Raw genomic sequence first — 15,671 nt, forward strand, 5'->3', positions numbered from 1 at the left:
GGACCATTTCGCAAACTGGTTTGATCCTCCCGGCCTGCCAAGACGGTGCGCGGGGAGGCGGGGCGAAGAGCCGGTTCACCGGCGTGTTTCGATGCCGTTCCGGATGCCGGGCCGCTACGGCCGTTTGCCGCAATTGCCCGTGGAGCGCAGGCGCTCCCTAGCAAGGACTATAACGATGCTCAGACTTTTCTCGGTGAGGCTGCTCCAGGCGGTCCTTGTCATGCTGGCCGTGACGGCTATCGCCTTCGTCATGTTCCGCTTCGTCGGCGATCCCGTTGCCTCCATGGTGCGCGAAGGGGCGACCCAGGCGGAAAAGGACGCGCTGCGCGCGGCCCTCGGCCTCGACAAGCCTGTGCTGATGCAGTTCATGGATTTCGTCGGCCAGGTGCTGACAGGGGATCTCGGCACGAGCTTCCGCTATCAGCAGCCCGTCGTAAGCCTGCTGATGAGCCGCCTGCCGGCAACGCTGGAACTTGTGATCGTGGCGACCTTCCTGGCGCTCGCCGTCGGCATTCCCCTGGGTGTGCTCTGCGCGCTCAAGCCCAATTCCGTTCTGTCCCGTCTCACCCAGGCGACGACGCTGGTCGGCATTTCCATGCCCACCTTCGTCACCGGCCTGCTGCTGATCCTGGTCTTTGCCGTCAACCTGCGCTGGCTGCCATCCTCCGGACGAGGTGATCTCGTCGACCTCGGCTTCTGGCAGACGGGCTTCCTCAGTTTCTCGGGCCTGAAATCGCTGATCCTGCCGTCGATCACGCTGGCGCTCTTTCAGCTCACGCTGATCATGCGGCTGGTGCGCTCGGAGATGATCGACGTGCTGTCGTCGGATTACATCCGCTTCGCCTTCGCCCGCGGCCTGCCGCGCGCCTATATCTACGGGCGACTGGCACTGCGCAACGCGCTGATGCCGGTCGTGACCGTCACCGGCCTGCAGATCGGCCAGCTCATCGCGTTTGCCATCGTCACCGAGACGGTGTTCCAGTGGCCGGGCATGGGCCTGCTCTTCACCAATGCCGTCGGCTATCCCGATGTGCCTGTTCTTGCGGCCTATCTGCTCTTCGTCGGCTTCCTCTTCGTCATGATCAACATGATCGTCGACATCCTCTACACCTTCATCGATCCGCGCCTGAGGACACGATAATGGCCACGCAATCCCTGATGCGCCGGCTGCCGCCGGTTTCCGTGATGATCGCCGGCCTGGTGCTTGCCATCATGCTCGTGCTCGTCCTTTTCGCCCCGCTGATCGCGCCGATGGACCCGCGCGACGTTTCCTCCTACTCGCTGATCGACATGGAGATCCCCCCGGCCTTCATGGAGGGGGGCGATCCGCGCTTCCTACTGGGCACGGACAACCAGGGCCGCGATCTCGTCTCGGTCATCCTGTTCGGCCTCAGGATCTCCGTCGTCATCGGCCTCGGCGCGGTGCTGTTTGCCGCCGCGTTCGGCGTCGTTCTGGGGCTTGTCGCCGGTTTCTTCGGTGGCCTCGTCGACAATGTGGTGATGCGCATCGCGGATGTGCTGGTCAGCTTTCCGACGATCCTCGTGGCGCTCCTCATCAGCGGCATCGCCCGCGCGCAGCTCAGCGCCGATACGATGCTCGCCTGGGCGCCGCTCGTCCTGATCTTCTCCATCGCGATCAACGAATGGGTGCAATATGCCCGTACGGTCCGCGCCTCGACCATGGTGGAGGTCGCGCGTGACTATGTCCGTGCCGCCAAGGTGATCGGCCTGCCCTCCGGGCGCATCATGGGCCGCCACATCCTGCCGAACGTCATGAGCTCGGTCATGGTCATCGCCACGATCAACCTCGCCGGGGCGATCCTGACGGAGGCGACGCTGTCCTTCCTCGGCGCGGGCATGCCGCCGACCTATCCCTCGCTCGGCACACTGATCCGCATCGGCAACCAGTTCCTGTTCTCCGGCCTCTGGTGGATTGCTGTCATGCCGGCGGCGGTTCTCGTCATCCTCGTGCTCGCCGTCAACGTGATCGGCGACTATCTGCGCGATCGCTTCAACCCGAAACTGATGGCCCGCTGAGATGAACACGACCCCCGTCCTCGACATCAAGAAACTCCGCGTCGAATATCCGCTGGCGAGCGGCGATACGCTCGTCGCCGTCAAGGATATCGACCTCCTGATCCGCCCCGGCGAGATCCACGCCCTCGTCGGCGAATCCGGCGCGGGAAAAACCACCGTCGGCAATGCGCTGATGGGCCTGTTGCAGGCCCCCGGCAAGATTGTTGCCGGCTCCATCGAGATCGCCGGCAAGCCGATCGACCTGCGCACCGGCCGCACCGAGGGCATCGTGCCCGGCCGTGACGTCGGCGCGATCTTCCAGGACCCGATGACGAGCCTCAACCCGCTCTTCACCGTGGAAAGCCAGCTTTGCGAAGGCATGCTGACGCATCTGAAGCTTTCCCGCGCTGAGGCGAAGGCCCGCGCGCTCGACCTGATGAAAGCCGTCGGCATTCCCGAACCGGAACGCCGACTCGGCTCCTATCCGCACCAGCTTTCCGGCGGCCAGCGCCAGCGCGTGGTCATCGCAACGGCGCTGGCCTGCGGCCCCCAGCTCCTCGTTGCCGATGAGCCGACGACGGCGCTCGACGTCTCCGTGCAGGCACAAATCCTGAAACTGATCCGCGATCTCGCGGACCAGCGCGGCGTTGGCGTGCTGCTCGTCACGCACAATATGGGTGTCGTCGCCGAAATCGCCGACCGCGTCACCATCATGCAGAACGGTGCCGTCGTGGAAAGCGGCTCGGCCCGCGAGGTGCTGACCGCTCCCAAGGCTCCCTATGCCCGCACGCTGATCGCCGCCGTGCCGCCGATCGAACACCGGCTCGAACGCCTGCCGGTGCCGAGCGAGGAAACACAGGTGGCGCTCGATGCGCGCGCCGCCGTGCGCGCCAAGAGCACGAGCAGCGAGACGGGCAGCCGCGACGACGTGATGCTCTCCGTCAAGAACCTTGCCGTTGAATATGGTGGCCGGTCGCTGATCCCCGGCCGCAAATCCTCCGTCTTCCGCGCGGTGAAAGGCGTTTCTTTCGACGTGCGCCGCGGAGAGATTTTTGGCCTTGTCGGCGAATCCGGCTGCGGCAAGACCACCGTCGCCAACACCATTGCCGGCCTCGTCACTCAGAGTTCCGGCAATATCGACTTTCAGGGCACGTCGCTCGGCGCAAAACGCGAGAAATCCGTGCGCAAGTCCCTGCAGATGGTGTTCCAGGACCCGTATTCGGCGCTCAACCCGCGCTTGCGCATCAACTCGGCTATCGCTGAGCCGATCCTGTTCTACAAGCTCGCCTCCAATGCGGAGGAAGCCCGGCAGGACGCCCGGACGCTACTGGAAGCGGTTGGATTGCCGGCGGATGCGGGCAGCCGCTTCTCGCACGCCTTTTCCGGCGGCCAGCGCCAGCGCATCGCCATCGCCCGCGCACTCGGCCCGCGCCCGTCGCTCCTGATCTGCGACGAGCCGACCTCGGCGCTCGACGTCTCGGTGCAGGCCCAGCTCCTCAACCTCCTCAAGGACCTGCGCGACCTCGCTGGCCTCTCCATGCTGTTCATCAGCCACGATCTGGCGGTCATTCGCCAGATGTGCGACCGCATCGCGGTGATGAAGTCGGGCGAGATCGTCGAGCTGGCGGAGACCGAGACGCTGTTCACCGCACCACAGCACGACTACACCAAGGAACTGCTGCGCCTCGCGCCCTCGCTCGACCGAATCCTGTCGCGGCAGGCGGCGGAGTAACGTTGCGCTCCTTCCCTTCTCCCCGCTGGGGAGAAGGGAAGGAGCGGCACCGGTTCACGTTAAGGCGTCCGTGTGTCAGAAACTGAACCGAACCAATGGAGACCGCCATGGCCGACATCCTCATCAAGAACGGCGTGGTCATCGCCATCGACCCGCAGCGCCGCATCATCCATGACGGGGCGGTCGCCATCACCGGTGACCGTATCGTCGCCGTCGGGCCGACCGCCGAGGTGGAGGTCGCGCATCCGGCCGCAGAGGTCATCGATGCGCGCGGTATGGCGATCATGCCGGGCTTCGTCGATGCGCATGCTCATGCCGGCCATGGCCTGATCAAGACGCTCGGTGGCGGGAAGAGCGATCCGTGGTATCAGGCCTGCCGCGGCGCCTATACCGTCGGCTCGACGCCGGATTTCTGGTATGCCGAAGCGCAACTTGCCGCGCTGGAGCGCCTGCGCTTCGGCGTCACGACGGGCGTCTCGCTGCTTGGCGGCGGCGATTCCGTCATGCGCACCGACGAACCGCAATATGGCGATGCCCATATGGAAGGCGTGCTTGGTATCGGAACACGCTCTGTGGTGGCGGTCGGCACGACCCGCCCGCCTCATCCCCTGACCTATGCCCGCTGGCACGGCGAGACACGCATCGACTATCCCGTTTCCTTCGACCAGCAGTTTTCGACCTGCAAGGCGCTTATCGACCGCTGGCACGGCAGCCATGGCGGCCGCCTGCACCTCGCCTTGCTGACGCCCACCTTGCATCAGGGTTATCGGGACACGGCGGGAGCGCAGGAGGCCGTCGCCCAGTCACATACCGTCAAGTGCTATGCCGAGGAACGCGGCCTCGTCTTCACCCAGGACGGCCACACCAGCGGCAGCGTGCGTATCGCGCATGAGATCGGGATCCTTGGCCCGCGCACCCTCCTGTCCCATGCAACGGGCCTTGATGCGGAAGAAGTTTCGATCTGCGCCGAGACCGGCACGACCATCGTGCACAATCCGAGCGCCGTTGCCGCTATCCTGGCGCGGTGCCCCGTGCCGGAGCTGCTGGATGCGGGTGTCACCGTGGCCATTGGTTCGGATGCGACGGCACCGGATCGTTCGGCCGACATGTTCCGCCACATGCAGCAATGCATGCATTACCACCGCACCCATTTTCACGATCCAAGCTGGCTTCCGCCCGGCAAGGTGCTGGAAATGTGCACCATCGACGCCGCGCGGGTGCTCGGGCTCGAGGCGGAGATTGGTTCACTCGAGCCGGGCAAGAAGGCCGATGTTATCCTCGTCGACCTGCGCCGCCCGCACCTCTACCCCGCCCACATGCCGGAATTCCGCGTCACCTGTTTTGCCAACGGCAACGACGTGCACACCGTTCTGGTCGATGGCAGGGTGTTGCTGCGCGACCGCAGGCCCGTCCATGTCGATCAGGACGCGGTGCTCGACGCGGCGCAGCGCGAGGCCGAGCGCATGATCGACCGGCTGGATTTGCGTTACGCGCTGGAGACGCCGCGTATGTTCTGGCGCCACAGCCGGGACCTCGACGTGCTCGACTGAACGGCGACGGGGTAGCCGCAAGCAGGCGCGCGCCTTTGGCGCAACATGTCATCCCGCCATCAGGCGTTCGATGCCCGCCCTGAGACGTGAAACGCCCTCGACGATATTGGCACGCGGGATCGAGGAATAGCCCATGCGGAAGTAGCGGCATGGCTGGTCGTTTCTCGGGAAGAACGGCGAGCCGGATTCGACGAGGACGCCGTCCTGGCGAAGTGCGGTGACCAGCCTGTCGGCATCGAGCCCGTTTGGCCCTTCCATCCAGAAGGACGTGCCGCCGAAGGCTGAGGAGCCGACGACCGTCAATCCCTCGCGCTCCAACGCATCGGCCATGAGGACATGGCGCTTGTGGTACTCGGTGCGCATGCGGTGGAGCACGGCATCATAGTGGCCGAGCGCCAGGAAATAGGCGGCCGTGCGTTGCAGGTGGCCGGGTGGATGGCGCAGCATCAGCGAGCGCAAAGCCCGCGCCTCGCGGATGAACGGGGCCGGCGCGACGAGGTAGCCGAGGCGCAGGCCGGGAAACAGCGATTTCGAAAAGCTGCCGATATAGAGCACGCGCCCGGTGGAATCGAAGGCTTTCAGCGCCGGGGAGGGCGGGGCGAGATAGCTGATCTCGAACTCGTAATCATCCTCGACGATGACGAAATCCTTCTCCGCCGCCGCCTGCAACAGCCGCGTGCGCCGGTCGATCGGCATTGTCGCGCCGGTCGGCGAATGGTGGCTCGGCGTGACGAAGACGGCGTCGGTGTCGTCGGGGAGCCCATCCGGCGGCAGGCCCTCGCCGTCGACGTCGACAGTGGTGACCTTTGCGCCGCTGAGGAGCAGCGAGGCGCTGATATCGGGATGGCACGGGTTTTCACACACCGCGCTGGAGCCCCTGTCGAGGATCAGCCGCGTGACCATCCACAGCGCGTTCTGCGCGCCAACGGTGATGAGCACTTCGTCCGGATTGGCATGGATGCCGCGCCGCGGCAGGGTGCGCGAGCAGATGTAATTGACCAGCCGGACATCGTCGGCCGCGGCAAAATCGCTCGCCATCAGGATGAAATCCTCACGCGCCAAGGCGCGGCGGGCACAATCGCGCCAGGCATTGAGGTCGAACAGCGTCGGGTCCATTTGGCCGTAGAGGAAAGGGTAGGGGTAGCGCCGCCAGTCGAGCGGTTTTGAAACCTGGCGCACCACCTCGAAGCGCATCTTCATCTTGCCCGTCCAATCGACCGGGGCGGAGCCGGCCGAGGGGCGGTCGCCTTCGACGCCGCGTCCCGGCGGATTGCCGGCGATGCGATAGGAGCTGCGGTCGGCGGCCTCGACATAGCCCTGCGATACCAGCTCCTGATAGGCGAGCGTTACCGTGATGCGGGAAATGTTGAGGTAATCCGCGAGCTTGCGGGTGGAGGGCAGGTGCGCGCCGGGTTGCACGCGACCAGCCAGCACCGCCGAGACCAGCGTTTCCCGCAACTGCGCCTGCAAGCCCAGCCCGCTCTCCCGGTCGATGAAGAAAATCGTTTCGGAAACGTTGGTGCGCATCTCTTCCGTCCTCCGCTCCGCCAATCTGGATTTATTCAACTTCCAAACTGGATATAACGCAAGACGAGCTTCACCCTTATCACTTTCATCAAGAAGACCGGGAGGAAAACCGGCTCAAGCACCAATCGATGAGGAGAACGATGATGCTTTTCAAGTCTATTCAACGCATGACCGCGACGGCCGGCCTTCTGGCGGGCCTTCTTGCCTCGACTGCCGCCTATGCCGAAACCAACCTGGTCGTCGGCTACCAGCAGATCGTCGGCCCGTTCGTCGCCGCCATCGCCGATGGCCGTTTCGACGCGGCGGCCAAGGAGGTCGGTTACACGATCGACTGGCGCCAGTTCTCGTCGGCCGGCGATATCACCACCGCGCTCGCCTCGGGCGACGTGCCGATCGGCGTGCTCGGCTCGACCGGCACGGCGGCGGCCGCGACCCGCGGCGTCGAGCTGCAACTGTTCTGGATCCTCGACAATATCGGCAAGTCCGAGGCGCTGGTCGCCCGCGACGGGTCGGGCATCGAGACGCCCGCCGATCTCAAGGGCAAGAAGGTCGCCGTGCCCTTCGTCTCGACCTCGCATTTCCACCTTCTGGTCGGCATGAGCAAGGTGTGGAACGTCGATCCGCGCGAGGTGGAGATTTTGAACCTGAAGCCGCCGCAGATCGTCGCCGCCTGGCAGCGCGGCGATATCGATGCCGCCTATGTCTGGCCGCCGGCGCTCTCGGAAATCCTCAAGACCGGCAAGGCGATCTCGGACAGCGAGGTGATCGGCGCGGCCAGCGTGCCGACCTTCGACGGGCTGGTGGTCGACAAGGCCTGGGCGGCGGAAAACCCCAAGCTGATGGAGGCCTTCACCAAGGTTCTCGCCGAGTCCTACGCCGACTACAACGCCAACAAGGCGAAGTGGACGGTGGACTCGCCCGAGGTACAGGGTATCGTCAAGCTGATCGGCGGCGACGGGCCGAGCACGGTGGAGGCGCTGGGGCTGCTCTCCTTCCCCAATGCGGACGAACAGGCCTCCGACACCTGGCTCGGCGGCGGGGCGACGCGGGCGCTCAGCGAAAGCGCAAAATTCCTCGTCGAGCAGAAGCAGATCGGTAAATCGCTCGACGACTATGCGCCCTTCGTCAATGCGGATTTCGCCGCGGCAGCGGCGAAGTAACCATCCGTCGATCGCGCACCGGCCGGTGGAGCGGCCGGTGCAGCCATCATCGCTTAGAGACGTGATCGAGGTGCAGGGAGGCATTTCTCATGGAAACACTCAGCGTCAGGAACATCAGTCTGACCTATCCGGGCTTGTACTCGGATCAGGCGGTGATCGCCCTGAAAGGCGTCAATCTGACCATCAAGAGCGGGGATTTTGTCGTCGCGCTCGGCGCTTCGGGCTGCGGAAAGACCACGCTGCTCAACCTGATGGCGGGCTTCATGGCCCCCTCTGAGGGTGATATCTCGCTCGGCAACCACCGGGTCAACGGCCCCGGCGCCGAGCGCGGCGTGGTTTTCCAGAAACACGCGCTCCTGCCCTGGCTCAACGTCATCGAGAACACCGAATTCGGCCTGAAGCTGCGCGGCGTCGACAAGGCGGAGCGGCGGGAGATCGCGACGAAAAACCTCGCCCTCGTCGGCTTGCAGGATTTCCACCGTCACATGATCTATCATCTCTCCGGCGGCATGCAGCAGCGCGTCGGCATTGCGCGGGCGCTGACCTGCGACCCCGCCATGCTTTTGATGGACGAGCCGATGGCGGCGCTTGACGCGCTGACGCGCGAGACCATCCAGGAACTGCTGCTGGAGGTCTGGCAGCTCACCAACAAGATGTTCTTCTTCATCACGCACAGCGTCGAGGAGGCGCTGTTCCTCGGTTCGCGGCTGATCGTCATGTCGCCGCGCCCGGGCCGCATCACCCATACCTACGAGCTTGATTTCAACCGCCGTTTCCTCGCCGAAGGCAATGCTCGCGCGATCAAGTCGAGCCCGGAATTCATCCGCATGCGCGAGGAAGTGCTCGGCATCATCTATGGCGACGAACGTGCGTCCGGCAACTCGGAGGTGGCCCATGCTTGACAGAGTGACACGCGCCAAGCCCGCCAAGGCCGGCAAGATTTTCGGCGCGCCAGGCGACGGCAGCAGCGGCCTGATCAGCTTCGTGACGGCGGCCGTGCTCCTCGCAATGTGGTTCCTGGTAACGGAATCCGGCTGGGTCAAGCCGCTCTTCCTGCCCTCGCCGCTCTCGGTCTGGGACAAGTTCTGGCTGGCGATGACGGAGGGCGTCTCGAACTCGACGCTGGCGCAGCACACGCTGGCCAGTATCGGCCGCGTCTTCGGCGCCTTCCTGCTGGCGCTGGTCACGGCGGTGCCGATCGGCATCCTGATGGGCGTCAACCGCTTCGCGCGCGGCCTGTTCGATCCGATCATCGAATTCTACCGCCCCCTGCCGCCGCTCGCCTACCTGCCGCTGGTCATCATCTGGCTCGGCATCGGTGAATTCCCCAAGGTCTTCCTGATCTATCTGGCGATCTTCGCGCCGATGGCGATTGCCGCAAGGGCAGGGGTGCGCTCGGTCTCGACGGAGCAGATCCATGCGGCCTATGCGATGGGCGCCACCCGGGGGCAGGTCATCAGCCAGGTCATCATGAAGGCCGCCCTGCCGGAGATCTTCACCGGCATGCGCATCGGCATCGGCGTCGGCTGGACGACGCTGGTGGCGGCCGAAATGGTCGCCGCCAACCGCGGCCTCGGCTTCATGGTGCTCAATGCGGCGGAAAACCTCGAAAGCGATACGGTCATCATGGGCATCTTCATTATCGGCCTCTTCGCCTTCGCCTTCGACCTGCTCATCCGCTACCTCGAAAAGACGCTGATCCCCTGGAAGGGGCGCATCTGACCGGCGGCGACCAGAGCAATTCCAGCAAAAGTGCGAAGCGGTTTTGCGTCCGGAATTGCGGAAAAACAAAGAGATAGAGCGTTTTAGCGATTCGAAGAAAAGCGGAAATGCTCTAGCCCCGACACTTCATTTCCCCGGCCGTGGCGGCCTTTCAAAGACGGCGTTTCCCGTCTCCGGCGAAGCCATGCCTTGCGACAAAGGACAGGACGATGACACTCACCGCAACCGATCTCAAAAGCGTGTTCGATGCCTTCAACCGGCATGACATCGACGGGGTCATGCGCTTCTTCGCCGAGGATTGCGTGTTCAACGCGGTCGGCGGCCCGGAGGTTTACGGCACCCGGATCGAAGGCACGGCTGCGATCGCCGACGCCTTCAGCGGCGTCTGGAAGGCGATGCCGGATGCCGAATGGGGCAACCACAGCCATTTCGTCAGCGGCGACCGCGGCGTTTCCGAATGGACCTTTTCCGGCACGGCCGCCGATGGCAGCCGCATCGAGGCGGAGGGCTGCGACCTCTTCACCTTCGAAAACGGCAAGATCGTCCGCAAGCAGGCGTTCCGCAAGAACCGGCCGGTTCTGCAGCCCCGCTACTGAGGGATGGGAGGCAAGGCCATGCAGATGCGCACCATCCCCCCGAAAACCGGCAGGGCGCCGTTCGATCCCGCCTATGATCCCGAACATGCCAAAAGCCCCGGCACCGGCAAGGACTATGCGCCGACCTACTGGATAGGCACCGCCGGCCCCGAGCCGGAGGACGACAGCCCGGTGACGCGCGATATCGATGTCGATGTCGCCATCATCGGCTCCGGCTATACCGGCCTGTCCTGCGCCATCCATCTCGCCCGCGAGCACGGCATCAAGGCGACGGTGCTGGAAGCCAACGGCGTTGCCTGGGGATGCAGCACCCGCAACGGCGGGCAGGCGCAGATTTCCGCCGGCCGCCTGAAGCGCTCGCAATGGATCGCCCGCTGGGGTGTCGATGTCGCAAAGCGCATGCATGCGGAGATATCCGAGGGTTTCGACCTGTTCCGTTCGCTGGTCCGTGAACCGGAGATCGATTGCGATCCGCAGGACGGCGGCCATCTCTACATCGCGCACCGCGACAAGGTCCTGCCGAACCTCGAAAGCGAGGCCCGCGTCCTCAACGACACCTTCGGCTATCGCGCCCGCATGGTCTCGCGCGAAGAGATTCACAGCGACTTCGTCCGCGATGCGGAAGCCCGCGGCGCGATGTACGAGCCTGACGGCATGGGCATCCACGCCGCAAAACTCGCCTTCGGCTATCTCCGGCTGGCGCGGCGTCTCGGCGCAAGGGTGCACACGTCGAGCCCGGTGCTCGACTGCACGGCGAAGGGCGGCGTGCATTATCTCCGGACGCCGGGCGGCACGGTGCGCGCTCGCGCGGTCTGTATCGCGACGGCCGGCTACACGTCTCCCGGCATGAATGCGCTGACGAAACACCGGCTGATGCCGATCCTGTCGAATTCGGTGGTGACGCGGCCATTGACGGCGGAGGAGCAGCAGGCGCTGAACTTCAAGACGCTGATACCGCTGACGGATACGCGCACGCTCCGCCACTACTACCGCATGCTGCCGGATGGCCGGGTGCAGATCGGTAGCCGCAGCGCCATCACCGGGCGCGACGCCACCAACCCGAAACATCTCGCGCTGCTGCTGGAGGGGCTCTACCGCAAGTTCCCGATCCTGCGCGGCATTGAGATCGACTATTCCTGGTGGGGCTGGGTCGATGTCAGCCACGACATGATGCCGCGCATCTTCCAGCCCGACCCCGCGCAAAACCTGTTCTATGCCATGGGCTATGGCGGCAACGGCGTCATGTATTCGGCGCAGGCCGGGCGCCGCATGGCGCAGATGGTCGCCGGCAAGGGCGCCGGCCTCAACCTTCCGATCTTCACCTCGCCGCTGCCGAGCCACGGGCTTCTCACCCCGTTCCGCCGGCTCGGCCAGTGGGGCATGTACCGCTGGTACTACCTGCGCGACGAAATCCTCTAACCCATTGAAATCAGAAAGGGAACACGCCATGAAAATGACCACCGAGGAAGCCTTCGTCAAAGTTCTGCAGATGCATGGCCTCGAACATGCCTTCGGCATCATCGGCTCGGCCATGATGCCGGTGTCGGACCTCTTCCCGAAGGCCGGCATCAAATTCTGGGACTGTGCGCACGAGACCAATGCCGGCATGATGGCCGACGGTTTCAGCCGCGCGACGGGCACCATGTCGATCGCCATCGGCCAGAACGGCCCGGGCGTCACCGGCTTCATCACGGCGATCAAGACCGCCTACTGGAACCACACGCCGCTCCTGATGGTGACGCCCCAGGCGGCCAACAAGACGATCGGCCAGGGCGGCTTCCAGGAGGTCGACCAGATGGCGATGTTCAAGGAAATGGTCTGCTACCAGGAAGAGGTGCGCGACCCCTCGCGCATTCCCGAAGTGCTGAACCGCGTCATCGAAAAGGCCTGGCGCGGCTGCGCCCCGGCGCAGATCAACATTCCGCGCGACTACTGGACCCAGGTGATCGACGTCGATCTGCCGGCCATCGTGCGTTTCGAGCGCCCGGCCGGCGGTCCGCAGGCGATATCCGAGGCGGCAAAACTGCTGTCGGAAGCGAAATTCCCGGTCATCCTCAACGGTGCGGGCGTCGTCATCGGCGGCGCGATCGGCGCGTCCATGAAGCTCGCCGAACGGCTGGATGCGCCGGTCTGCTGCGGCTACCAGCACAACGACGCCTTCCCGGGAAGCCACCGCCTGTCGGTCGGCCCGCTCGGCTATAACGGCTCGAAGGCGGCGATGGAGCTGATCTCCAAGGCCGATGTCGTGCTGGCGCTCGGCACAAGGCTCAATCCGTTCTCGACCCTGCCGGGCTACGGCATCGACTATTGGCCGAAGAACGCCGCGATCATTCAGGTCGACATCAACGCCGACCGCATCGGCCTCACCAAGAAGGTGACGGTCGGCATCTGCGGCGACGCGAAGCAGGCGGCGGGCCAGATCCTCGAACAGCTCTCCCCCTCCGCCGGTGATGCCGGGCGTGAGGAGCGCAAGGCAGCGATCCACCAGACCCGCTCGGCCTGGCAGCAGCAGCTCTCCTCGATGGATCACGAGGACGACGACGTCGGCACGGAATGGAATGAAAGCGCCCGGAGCCGCGAGCCGAACCGCATGTCGCCGCGCCAGGCCTGGCGGGCGATCCAGGCCGCGCTGCCGAAGGAGGCGATCGTCTCCACCGACATCGGCAACAACTGCGCCATCGGCAATGCCTATCCGACCTTCGAGGACGGCAGGAAGTATCTGGCGCCCGGCATGTTCGGCCCCTGCGGTTACGGCTTCCCGTCGATCGTCGGCGCCAAGATCGGTTGCCCGGACGTGCCGGTCGTCGGTTTTGCTGGCGATGGCGCCTTCGGCATCTCGATGAACGAGATGGGCTCGATCGGCCGCGAGGGCTGGCCGGCGATCACCATGGTGATCTTCCGCAACTACCAATGGGGTGCGGAAAAGCGCAACACGACGCTGTGGTATTCCAACAACTTCGTCGGCACGGAGCTGAACCCCAATCTCAGCTACGCCAAGGTGGCCGAGGGCTGCGGGCTGAAGGGCGTCGCCGTCGATACGCCGGCGGCCCTCACCGAGGCGCTTGCCACCGCCATCGCCGACCAGAAGCGCGGCGTGACGACCTTCGTCGAGGTCATCCTCAACCAGGAGCTCGGCGAACCCTTCCGGCGGGATGCGATGAAGAAGCCGGTCGCCGTTGCCGGCATCGAGCGCGCCGACATGCGCCCGCAGACGCGAGCCTGATCCTCCCCGACCCATGTCCCGCCCGGCAAGAAAACCGGGCGGGCCCGTCTTCCCGCAAGCGACCGGAACGACATCATGACCTTCGCCGCCTCCGTCCAAGACCGTTTCAGGGGCATGCCCTCTGGATTTGCCGCCTACTGGCCGGGCTTCGCCGTCACCGCCGCCGTGGCCGTCGCCGCCCAGTTCCTCTCCGATCACTACGGCGCGCCGGCCATGCTGATGGCCTTGCTGCTCGGCATCGCCTTCCATTTCCTCTCGGAAGAGGGACGCTGCGTCGCCGGCATCGATTTCTGCGCCAAACATGTGCTGCGCATCGGCGTTGCGCTGCTCGGCATGCGCATCAGCGTCGATCTCCTGATCGGGCTTGGCGCCAGCACCATTCTGCTGCTCGTCTCGGCGCTGGTCGCCACGATCGGCTTCGGCCTCGCTGCCGCAAAACTGCTCGGCCGCGGCTGGCGGCTGGCGCTGCTCACCAGCGGTTCCGTCGCCATCTGTGGCGCCTCCGCGGCGATGGCGATCGCCGCCGTGCTGCCGAAAAACGAGTTTTCCGAGCGCAACCTGATCTTCACCGTGCTCTCGGTGACCGTGCTCTCGACGCTCGCCATGATCGCCTACCCGATCATCGCCCAGACCATGGGGCTCGATGCGCGGGCGACCGGCATCTTCTTCGGCGGCACCATCCATGACGTGGCGCAGGTCGTCGGCGCCGGCTTTTCCGTCTCGCCGGAAGCGGGCGAGACGGCGACGCTCGTCAAGCTGATCCGCGTCACCATGCTGGCGCCCGTCGTGCTCACCTATTCGCTGGCGCTGCGCAATGTGCCGCAGCCGGAAGGGGAGGCGGGAAAACGCCCGCCGCTCCTGCCCGGATTCGTCGTCGCCTTTCTGATCTTCGCGGCGCTCAATTCCTTCGGCCTCGTGCCCGAGATGGTCGCGACGGCCGGCATGGAGACCTCGCGCTGGGCGCTGCTCGCCGGCATCGTCGCCGTCGGCATGCGCACCTCGCTGCGCCGGGTGCTGGATGTCGGCGGCGATGCGGTCGCGCTCATCGTTGCGGAAACCGCCTTCATCGCCGTCTTCATCCTCGTCGGCATTCACTATCTGGGGCACGCCTGATGAAACCGCTCGACCGCATTCTCGAAACCGCCAAATCCGCGCCGCGCCATATCGTGCTCGCCGAAGGGGAGGACCCGCGTGTCGTCGCAGCCGCCTTGCGGGCCGTGCGCGCCGGCATCGCCGGGATTACGCTGGTCGGCAGCCGTGCGATCGTCGAGGAACGGCTTGCTGCCGCCGGTGCGAGCCCGGGCGAAATCCGCATCGAGGACCCGGCAACGTCTCCGCTGACGCCGCGCTTTGCCGCCGCCTATCATGCGCTGCGCAAGAGCAAGGGCGTCGATGCAGCGGCTGCGGCCGAGGCGGCGCGCTCCCCGCTCGTCTTCGCCGCCATGATGGTGCGGGAGGGCGAGGCGGACGGCACGGTGGGCGGGGCGGTGGCGACGACCGCGGACACGGTGCGCGCCGCGCTCCAGACGATCGGCCGCGCGCCGGAGGCCGGCCTGGTGTCGAGCTTCTTCCTGATGATGCTGTGCGAGGCGCATCATGTGAAGAAGGGCGCCTTCGTCTTCGCCGATTGCGGGCTGGTGGTCGATCCCGATGCCGCGGGCCTTGCCGATATCGCCGTCATGTCGGCGCGCTCCTTCGAAGCCTTGGCCGGCAAGCCGGCGAAGGTGGCGATGCTCTCCTTCTCGACGGCCGGCAGCGCCGCGCACGAGCGCGTCTCTAAGGTGGTGGAGGCGACGCGGCTGGCGCATGCCGCCGCGCCCGGCCTCGTCATCGACGGCGAACTGCAGTTCGACACCGCCTTCGTCGAGGCCGTCAGCGCCGCCAAGGCGCCCAATTCCGCGCTGCACGGCGAGGCCAATGTCTTCGTCTTCCCCAATCTCGACGCCGCCAATATCGGCTACAAGATCGCTCAGCGCATCGGCGGCGCCACCGCCATCGGCCCGATCCTGCAAGGCCTTGCCAAGCCCGCCAACGATCTTTCGCGCGGCTGCAACGCCGATGACGTCTTCCACATGATTGCGGTCACGGTGGTGCAGGCGGGCTACAACCCATGACGGCGCCTTGCGGATATCGTTGACGCAAGGG

General features: G+C 65.4%; 13 protein-coding genes. 12 read left to right on the forward strand and 1 reads right to left on the reverse strand.

What is annotated here, in order from left to right; translation table 11 throughout:
* Positions 1-175 precede the first annotated feature (175 nt).
* From EXZ48_RS03555 to EXZ48_RS03570, 4 genes are all read left to right on the forward strand, one after another.
* Positions 176-1,141, forward strand: a complete 966-nt coding sequence (locus EXZ48_RS03555) for an ABC transporter permease (protein WP_023515892.1) — start codon at positions 176-178, stop codon at positions 1,139-1,141.
* Positions 1,141-2,037, forward strand: coding sequence for an ABC transporter permease (locus tag EXZ48_RS03560; protein WP_050744733.1), 897 nt, complete (start codon positions 1,141-1,143; stop codon positions 2,035-2,037). Before EXZ48_RS03555 ends, EXZ48_RS03560 begins: the two co-directional genes overlap by 1 nt.
* A 1-nt stretch (position 2,038) precedes the next feature.
* Positions 2,039-3,748 (forward strand): ABC transporter ATP-binding protein, encoded by a 1,710-nt coding sequence (locus EXZ48_RS03565; RefSeq protein ID WP_130514340.1) that lies wholly within the window; start codon positions 2,039-2,041, stop codon positions 3,746-3,748.
* Between the two features lie 107 nt (positions 3,749-3,855).
* Entirely contained in the window at positions 3,856-5,298 is a 1,443-nt protein-coding gene (locus EXZ48_RS03570) for an amidohydrolase family protein (protein WP_130514341.1), read from the forward strand.
* Positions 5,299-5,346: 48 nt separating this feature from the next.
* On the opposite strand, the gene EXZ48_RS03575 is transcribed toward EXZ48_RS03570, so the two are convergent.
* The gene (locus EXZ48_RS03575) at positions 5,347-6,825 is read right to left on the reverse strand and encodes a PLP-dependent aminotransferase family protein (protein ID WP_050744735.1); all 1,479 of its coding nucleotides are present in this window, start codon (positions 6,823-6,825) and stop codon (positions 5,347-5,349) included.
* 140 nt (positions 6,826-6,965) lie between these two features.
* Between EXZ48_RS03575 and tauA the strand changes: the two genes are divergently transcribed.
* The 8 genes from tauA to pta all read left to right on the forward strand — a co-directional run bounded on the left by tauA (position 6,966) and on the right by pta (position 15,640).
* Positions 6,966-7,985, forward strand: coding sequence for a taurine ABC transporter substrate-binding protein (tauA, locus tag EXZ48_RS03580; RefSeq protein ID WP_130514342.1), 1,020 nt, complete (start codon positions 6,966-6,968; stop codon positions 7,983-7,985).
* A gap of 89 nt (positions 7,986-8,074) precedes the next feature.
* Complete coding sequence (locus EXZ48_RS03585; RefSeq protein ID WP_130514343.1) at positions 8,075-8,887, forward strand: taurine ABC transporter ATP-binding protein; 813 nt, start codon at positions 8,075-8,077, stop codon at positions 8,885-8,887.
* Positions 8,880-9,707, forward strand: a complete 828-nt coding sequence (locus tag EXZ48_RS03590) for an ABC transporter permease subunit (protein WP_130514344.1) — start codon at positions 8,880-8,882, stop codon at positions 9,705-9,707. The genes EXZ48_RS03585 and EXZ48_RS03590 overlap by 8 nt, the downstream gene beginning before the upstream one ends.
* A gap of 209 nt (positions 9,708-9,916) precedes the next feature.
* Positions 9,917-10,303, forward strand: coding sequence for a nuclear transport factor 2 family protein (locus EXZ48_RS03595; RefSeq protein WP_130514345.1), 387 nt, complete (start codon positions 9,917-9,919; stop codon positions 10,301-10,303).
* An 18-nt stretch (positions 10,304-10,321) separates the two neighbouring features.
* A complete protein-coding gene (locus tag EXZ48_RS03600; RefSeq protein WP_130514346.1) occupies positions 10,322-11,722 on the forward strand; it encodes an FAD-binding oxidoreductase in 1,401 nt (466 codons plus the stop codon).
* Positions 11,723-11,750: 28 nt separating this feature from the next.
* Positions 11,751-13,526: a sulfoacetaldehyde acetyltransferase gene (gene xsc / locus EXZ48_RS03605; protein WP_130514347.1), complete on the forward strand. Its 1,776-nt coding sequence runs from the start codon at positions 11,751-11,753 to the stop codon at positions 13,524-13,526.
* A gap of 75 nt (positions 13,527-13,601) precedes the next feature.
* On the forward strand, positions 13,602-14,639 hold the full coding sequence (locus EXZ48_RS03610; RefSeq protein WP_130514348.1) for a YeiH family protein: 1,038 nt from the start codon (positions 13,602-13,604) through the stop codon (positions 14,637-14,639).
* Positions 14,639-15,640: a phosphate acetyltransferase gene (gene pta, locus EXZ48_RS03615; protein ID WP_130514349.1), complete on the forward strand. Its 1,002-nt coding sequence runs from the start codon at positions 14,639-14,641 to the stop codon at positions 15,638-15,640. The genes EXZ48_RS03610 and pta overlap by 1 nt, the downstream gene beginning before the upstream one ends.
* Positions 15,641-15,671: the final 31 nt, after the last annotated feature.

Origin of the sequence: Shinella sp. JR1-6 (assembly GCF_004284735.1) — a bacterium.
GTDB lineage: Bacteria > Pseudomonadota > Alphaproteobacteria > Rhizobiales > Rhizobiaceae > Shinella.

Excerpts from the sequence above, each read along its gene's own strand:
- EXZ48_RS03565 (WP_130514340.1), top strand. The coding sequence starts at position 2,039 with ATGAACACGACCCCCGTCCTCGACATCAAGAAACTCCGCGTCGAATAT.
- EXZ48_RS03590 (WP_130514344.1), top strand. The coding sequence starts at position 8,880 with ATGCTTGACAGAGTGACACGCGCCAAGCCCGCCAAGGCCGGCAAGATT.
- EXZ48_RS03560 (WP_050744733.1), top strand. The coding sequence starts at position 1,141 with ATGGCCACGCAATCCCTGATGCGCCGGCTGCCGCCGGTTTCCGTGATG.
- EXZ48_RS03595 (WP_130514345.1), top strand. The coding sequence starts at position 9,917 with ATGACACTCACCGCAACCGATCTCAAAAGCGTGTTCGATGCCTTCAAC.
- EXZ48_RS03600 (WP_130514346.1), top strand. The coding sequence starts at position 10,322 with ATGCAGATGCGCACCATCCCCCCGAAAACCGGCAGGGCGCCGTTCGAT.
- pta (WP_130514349.1), top strand. The coding sequence starts at position 14,639 with ATGAAACCGCTCGACCGCATTCTCGAAACCGCCAAATCCGCGCCGCGC.
- EXZ48_RS03575 (WP_050744735.1), bottom strand. The coding sequence starts at position 6,825 with ATGCGCACCAACGTTTCCGAAACGATTTTCTTCATCGACCGGGAGAGC.
- EXZ48_RS03610 (WP_130514348.1), top strand. The coding sequence starts at position 13,602 with ATGACCTTCGCCGCCTCCGTCCAAGACCGTTTCAGGGGCATGCCCTCT.
- tauA (WP_130514342.1), top strand. The coding sequence starts at position 6,966 with ATGATGCTTTTCAAGTCTATTCAACGCATGACCGCGACGGCCGGCCTT.
- EXZ48_RS03570 (WP_130514341.1), top strand. The coding sequence starts at position 3,856 with ATGGCCGACATCCTCATCAAGAACGGCGTGGTCATCGCCATCGACCCG.
- EXZ48_RS03585 (WP_130514343.1), top strand. The coding sequence starts at position 8,075 with ATGGAAACACTCAGCGTCAGGAACATCAGTCTGACCTATCCGGGCTTG.
- EXZ48_RS03555 (WP_023515892.1), top strand. The coding sequence starts at position 176 with ATGCTCAGACTTTTCTCGGTGAGGCTGCTCCAGGCGGTCCTTGTCATG.
- xsc (WP_130514347.1), top strand. The coding sequence starts at position 11,751 with ATGAAAATGACCACCGAGGAAGCCTTCGTCAAAGTTCTGCAGATGCAT.